This is a genomic window from Candidatus Paracaedibacter symbiosus (assembly GCF_000757605.1).
Classification (GTDB): Bacteria; Pseudomonadota; Alphaproteobacteria; order Paracaedibacterales; family Paracaedibacteraceae; genus Paracaedibacter_A; species Paracaedibacter_A symbiosus.
The window spans coordinates 81,683-87,952 of sequence record NZ_JQAK01000004.1 but is presented as its reverse complement, the minus strand read 5'-3'; the positions used below and the strand labels follow the sequence as shown (position 1 = coordinate 87,952).

Below are 6,270 nucleotides of genomic sequence, written 5' to 3'. Positions count from 1 at the left end.
AGATTTTTAGATACAGAGACCATCGATAATACATTGATGCCAGTATAGCTAGATTAGCCATGCAAAACACCTTGGGCAGCATTATTAATGGGTCGTATAACTTCGTATAATGTATGCTATACGAAGTTATTACGAGGTCCAAGCTGTTGAATGGTGTTGCAAAGCGGCTGAACAAGGGCACATAGTAGCTCAATACAAGCTTGCCGGGATGCATGAGAAGGGCAGGGGTGTACCAGAAGATGAGGTCCAAGCTGTTGAGTGGTATCATAAAGCGGCTGAACAAGGACACATAATAGCTCAATACAAGCTTGGCGAGATGTATGCGAATGGCAGGGGCGTTACAAAAGATGATGCCCAAGCTGTTGAATGGTATCATAAAGCGGCTGAGCAAGGATATGCAATGGCTCAACGCAGTCTTGGCATGATGTATGAGTATGGCTGGGGGGTACCAAAAGATGAGGTCCAAGCGGTTGAATGGTACCGTAAAGCGGCTGAGCAAGGACATAAAGAGGCTCAATGCGACCTTGCCATGATGTATGAGAAGGGCAGGGGCGTTACAAAAGATGAGGTCCAAGCGGTTGAATGGTACCGTAAAGCGGCTGAGCAAGGATATGCAATGGCTCAATGCAGTCTTGGCGGGATGTATGCGAAGGGCAGGGGCGTTACAAAAGATAATGCTCAAGCTGTACACTGGTACGGTAAAGCTGCAAGGCAAGGTAAGATGTTCAATCTAGATTGAAGAAGCTTACTGCTTAATGGTAGCTTGGTTTATGGTATGACTGTTTACTTAGGTTAAATGGGGCTTCATACTGTGTTTAAAAGTAAGGGTTAAGAACTTGTCTGGGAAAAGAGAAATGTGTTAAGTCAAGAGCAAAAAATCAGCAGAACAAGAGCTCGCATGTATCCCAGTGATTTTACTGATAAAGGATGAGATTTAATAAAAGACTATTTCACTCCCAAAGATCTTCGTGGCTGTAAACCAAAACATGATAAAAGAACAATTGTTAACGCTATTTTTTACTTGAATAAGGGAGGTATTCAGTGGCGAATGCTGCCAAAAGATTTCCCCCCTTGGAAGACAGTGTATGATTGCTTCAGAATTTGGAGCCGCGCAGGCTTATGGGAGACTATTCTTGATTGCCTCAACACAAAGTACCGTCAACAACAAGGAAGAACACCAATGCCAACATATTCAGTTTTAGATACGCAAACTGCCAAGAGTCATTTGAGTCGGGAAAGATTGAACTTAAGGATTTAAATACCCTGACCGATGTCTTGGTAGCTTATCAAAAAACATCCCATTGGCGAGCAAATTTACCTTGCCGCCCAATTATTTGTGCCCAGTTGCATTGTGAATCGAGCTACCGATTCTGGCGATATGAGTGGAGATGAAATTAACCTGAATGCCAGCAATAGAATTGAACTCATCAGCAACGAAGTAGAAGTTACCAACGATATTAATATCGATTCAGATGGCATCCTTTTGTGTCAAACAAAAACAAGAACAATCTCTTATATCGAAGATATTGCCGTAGACGTCGTTGAAGAAATAGTTGGGAAGCCTCAAAAGATCACCTCTAAAAAAGGGAGTATTACCATTCCATACAGCCAACCGAACTATTAAAGGTATTGAAGTGATGCTTATGATGATCAAGAAGCAGACATATTTTTTGAAACAGCCTTTGCCCGAACAAATCAAATTTATTAATGAACTCTTCTACATTTATTTTTAAAATTTATGGTAAATAAAAGGTAACTATAATCTGATTTTCTAAATGCAACAGGGCCAGTACTTTGAGATTTATAGTTAATAGAACTAAAAACAAATAAATATATATATGTAAAATGTGGGAAAAAAAGCAATTTTATATTCTAATTTAAAGAGAATATTTAATTTAAATGTATTAGAAAAATTGATAGTAGTTATCAAATAAGAAAATGAGAAAATAGGCAAATTGCCTTAAATCCCTTTCTAAATGCATTGCTATTAGATAGATCGGATTGCTGCAAAGCTTCTTTAAGTTTTTCCCTTATAGGTTTTTACAAAATTTGTAAATCTTAAAAAATATTTTTCGTATTAAAAGTCTATTTATTAAATATACTTATTATTATTGCCCGGAGATACTTCATTTTATGTAAGTAGTCTGTCGAAGAACATGGATGAATAATCCCTCACTTTTTGTGACAGCTAGCATTGTGAAAAAACCTACGGGAGCAAGTTCTCTTTCAATAATTTTTTATGTAGTTTCTTTAGAAACAGCAGATATTTCCTAAAAAACAGCACTGGCTGAAACTGCAGATTTTTTAGATACAGAGACCATCGATAATACATTGATGCCAGTATAGCTAGATTAGCCATGCAAAACACCTTGGGCAACATTATTAATGGGCAAAATTTTAATAGACTTGGCAATCGGTTTAGCAGTAACGGGTAAAAACCCTTCACCTATTAAAATTTATGCTGAACATGATTTCCAATAGCAAATAGCCGATCTTTTTGCTCAAAAACTCATTAATGTTCAATGAACTCGGAGGTAACCATAATGACCTATCTTCGATTTATCTTGCTACACAGCATCTTGTATCTATGGCTAGGCACCTTATCTCTGCAAGCTATGGATAATACTGAAGTACATGATTTACGACAGGGACAAAGTCCTGAGTATATTGAGAAACTAGAACCTTTTGTAGCAGGCACTTCAAAACTCAAATATACTTTTTGCTATCAGCCAGATTCTTTTCAAAAAAATCTTGAACCGCAAGCGCCACTTCCCAAAATTCCTTATGTCATTAAAGAAGGAATGGTGGCAAAAATTACAGACAAGGAGCCAGAGGCAACAAAACAAAGCGGTTCTTCAACCCAAGACCATCGGGACCAAGTGCCGGATCCCTCGCAGTGGCCTTATTGCGTGCATGGCCATCTTATGATGCGATTTGGAACTCAAGAAATAACGGTCGGATCTGGCATTTTAGGAGGACCTAATCATGTGTTCACAGCAGCCCATAACCTTTTTGATCATAAAAAAGATAAAGAAAATAAATGGGCCAGTGAAGTTTGGTTTAGCCCGGGTAGAAAAGGTGATCATTTTCCCTTTGGCTATAGCAAAGGATCTATTTTGCTTTGCCCTAAAGAATGGACAACCAACGATCTTCGGAAAAAAAATGATTATGATTTTGGAATGGTAATTCTAGATAAGGCAATTGGTAATAAAACGGGGTGGTCTGGCTTACTCTATGCCCCCAATATTTTTTTCAAGAAATGGGAGATTACCGTAACAGGTTATCCTGGTGAAAAAGGCAGTAAAGATTACTATTCCACACAGATGTGGGAGATGCAAAAGCGTAGTGAAGATAATTGGTTTAATTCTGAAGAAAAGATTTCTTATAAAATTGATACTTCTTTTGGGCAAAGTGGCGGCGCCATTTGGCGGCTATGGCCTAGTCCAACTTCTCCCCAGCAGAAAAGTCTCTTTACCATTGAGGTTCACACGGATGGCAACGTAAGTGGTGTTAATAGCGGGGTACGACTCACAAAAGAAAAGTTTAATCGTATTGTTGACTGGATTAGAACCTATCACTTACAGGATGCCCATCCCTATAGTATTCCAAAACCAACATTACGACCAATTACTGGGAGAGAACACATAAAAAAAGCAGATGAATGGTGGAATGAAGGGAATGACTTATCTAATCAAAGCAAGGCTGAAGAAGCGTTTACTTGTTTTTATAACGCCATGATACAAGCAGATGATAACCTTACCGATGACATGCTTTTAAAATTGGCTGATTGTTATCGTGAAGGAAAGGGGACACAGCAAAATTACTTGGAAGCCTTCAATCTTTACATGAGTGCAGCCAAACCAGAGGGTTCTCCCGAAATTTTATATCAGGTTGGTACATTCTATCTCAAAGGATTAGGTATCCCCATGGATGAAGTTGCTGGTTTATATTTTCTTGAAGAGTCGGCAAACCAAAAAAATACCAATGCTATTTATGAGCTTTATCAACTTTATTCTGCTGACGGTAAATACCCAAACCCGGAAAAAGCAAAAAAATACAGCGATAAAGCACAAGCTCTTGGAAAACCAATACCAGACCTTCATCCTCCAGAAAAACCTAATCCGAACGCTCTTTTTCAAGTAGAAGATCTTACTCCCTTCTTCAAAAAGTGGGGGCAATCCTTTGAATCCTTGTCAATTGGTTATCTCCCTGAGTGGTACTGTCAAAATTTCATAGTAAGCATACCCCCCTCTGAAGAAAAAGCATCCCTAGGCCCTAAAGATAGCTACTTAATCCAGCTAGGAGATATATTACAACAGCAGCGAGAAAATTACGCGAAAGCTGTGATTACTGGCTTAGGAGGCATTGGTAAATCCCAACTTGCTCTCGCCTACGCTTCTTTGGCACGTAAGTATAAACTTTATGAAGTAAATCATTGGATTGATGCAAAGGAAAAAAGTTCCCTTATTCAAGGCTATAGGAATTTGTTAAAATTATTGAAAAAGCCGATAGATGATAGTGACGATGTTAGTCTTGTAAATAGTCTGCACGATGCTTTAGCAAAGAAACAAAAATGCCTGCTTATTTATGATAATGTTTCTTCCCCCGAAAAGCTAACAGATCTTCTGCCCGACAATAGCCATATTATTATCACTTCACGTTATGATGAAGAAGGGTGGGATGCTGATACCATACCACTCAATGTATTCCGTATTGAAGAAGCTATCCACTATCTTTTTATGAGAACGAAGCTTACTGATGATGAGAATAATCTTAAGCTTGCGAAAAAGCTTGCTCATAAAGTTGAATGCTTACCCCTCGCCCTTGCTCAAGCAGCCAGTTACATAGGAATAAAGAAATGTGGACTTTCAAAATATATAGAAGATTTCAAAGGAAAGAAAGCTATTATTTTAAATTACAAAGATAAAAAAGGCAATTATCCTTATACAGTAGCAACTACCTGGCAGATTACCATGAAGGCCCTCTCCCCTCTAGCAAATCAATTAATGTATTTATTTGCCTATCTAAATTCAAATAATATTCCTATTGATCTATTTACAAACCCAAGAGTAGGTGACGACTCAGAAATAGAAGATTGTATAGATGAGCTAGTATTATACTCTATGATTAAACGTTTTGAGGACTACATCTCTGTTCACCGGCTCGTGCAGAGAGTTGCACGAGTTGAGTTAGAAAGCTCTAAGGTGCCTGAAAAAACAGATCAAGGAGAGATTAAGAAGAAGCTCATTGATTTGCTTGCTGATAAAACAATATCCGTATTTGAGAAAGAACTTGATGACCCCAAATTACAGGAAAAAGCCTTTCATTATTTGTTTCAAATAATATCTTTGATTAAGCATTCAAAAGGCGTGAAAATAGACTTTCAAGAAGGTAATCATATGGCGTATTTAGTAAAAATACTAGCTCTGCGGGTGGGGAACCTTTCTTCAGTCGACGATACTCCTGTATCGTTACTCGATATGTCGCCTTTAGATAAAATAAAAGATAAAAGAGCTAAGCTTATAAAGCGCTTAATTAATCTGTTAAAACAAAATAAAGAAATTATTTTTGCAAGTTCAGCAACTGAAGCAACAGAACTTAGCTGGCTATTAAATAACGTTAACCAAAATTCTTCTATTGTGCAATACAATTTAGGGGTTATGTTTGAATCGGGAATTGGGGCACTTAGGGATAATGAAAAGGCTTTTGAATGGTGCAAGAAAGCTGCTGACAAAGGCTACCCTGCTGCTCAATTTAGCCTTGGAGATATGTATCGTGAAGGGCGGGCTGGGTTACCTCCAGGAGAGCAAGCTGATAAAAAAGCTACGAAATGGTATAAGAAAGCTGCTAAGAAAGGCTACATTGATGCTCAATTTGACCTTGGGGTGATGATGTATGAGCAAGGGCGGGCGGGTTTACCTAAGGGACCAGAAGCTGATAAAAAAGCTGTGAAATGGTTCACGAAGGCTGCTAAGGCAGAATCCCATGATGCTCAATTTTACCTTGCAGGAATGTTTATGGAAGGGCGGGCCGGATTACCGCAAGGACCAGAAGCTGATCAACAAGCTGCGGAGTGGTACAAGGAGGCTGCTGGTCAAGGCCATGTAGAAGCACAATTTAACCTTGGAATGATGTACGAGCAAGGGCGGGCCGGATTGCCTCAAGGGCCAGAAGCGGATCAAAAAGCTGTAGAGTGGTTCACGGAGGCGGCTGAGCAAGGCTACTTTGATGCTCAAAATATTCTTAGATGGATGTATGAGCAAGGGCGGG

The 6,270-nt window shown here is 38.9% G+C and carries 3 protein-coding genes and 1 pseudogene; all 4 read left to right on the top strand.

Going from position 1 to position 6,270, the window contains the following annotated elements; genetic code table 11:
• Nucleotides 1-109 precede the first annotated feature (109 nt).
• The gene (locus IG80_RS0108960) at nucleotides 110-739 is read left to right on the top strand and encodes a tetratricopeptide repeat protein (RefSeq protein ID WP_052046292.1); all 630 of its coding nucleotides are present in this window, start codon (nucleotides 110-112) and stop codon (nucleotides 737-739) included.
• A 198-nt stretch (nucleotides 740-937) separates the two neighbouring features.
• A pseudogene (locus IG80_RS16865) lies at nucleotides 938-1,072 on the top strand (transposase); the annotation flags it as partial.
• 279 nt (nucleotides 1,073-1,351) lie between these two features.
• Complete coding sequence (locus tag IG80_RS0108955; protein WP_156962145.1) at nucleotides 1,352-1,624, top strand: hypothetical protein; 273 nt, start codon at nucleotides 1,352-1,354, stop codon at nucleotides 1,622-1,624.
• Between the two features lie 919 nt (nucleotides 1,625-2,543).
• On the top strand, nucleotides 2,544-6,270 hold a 3,727-nt coding region (locus IG80_RS15795; RefSeq protein WP_052046291.1), incomplete at its 3' end, for an NB-ARC domain-containing protein.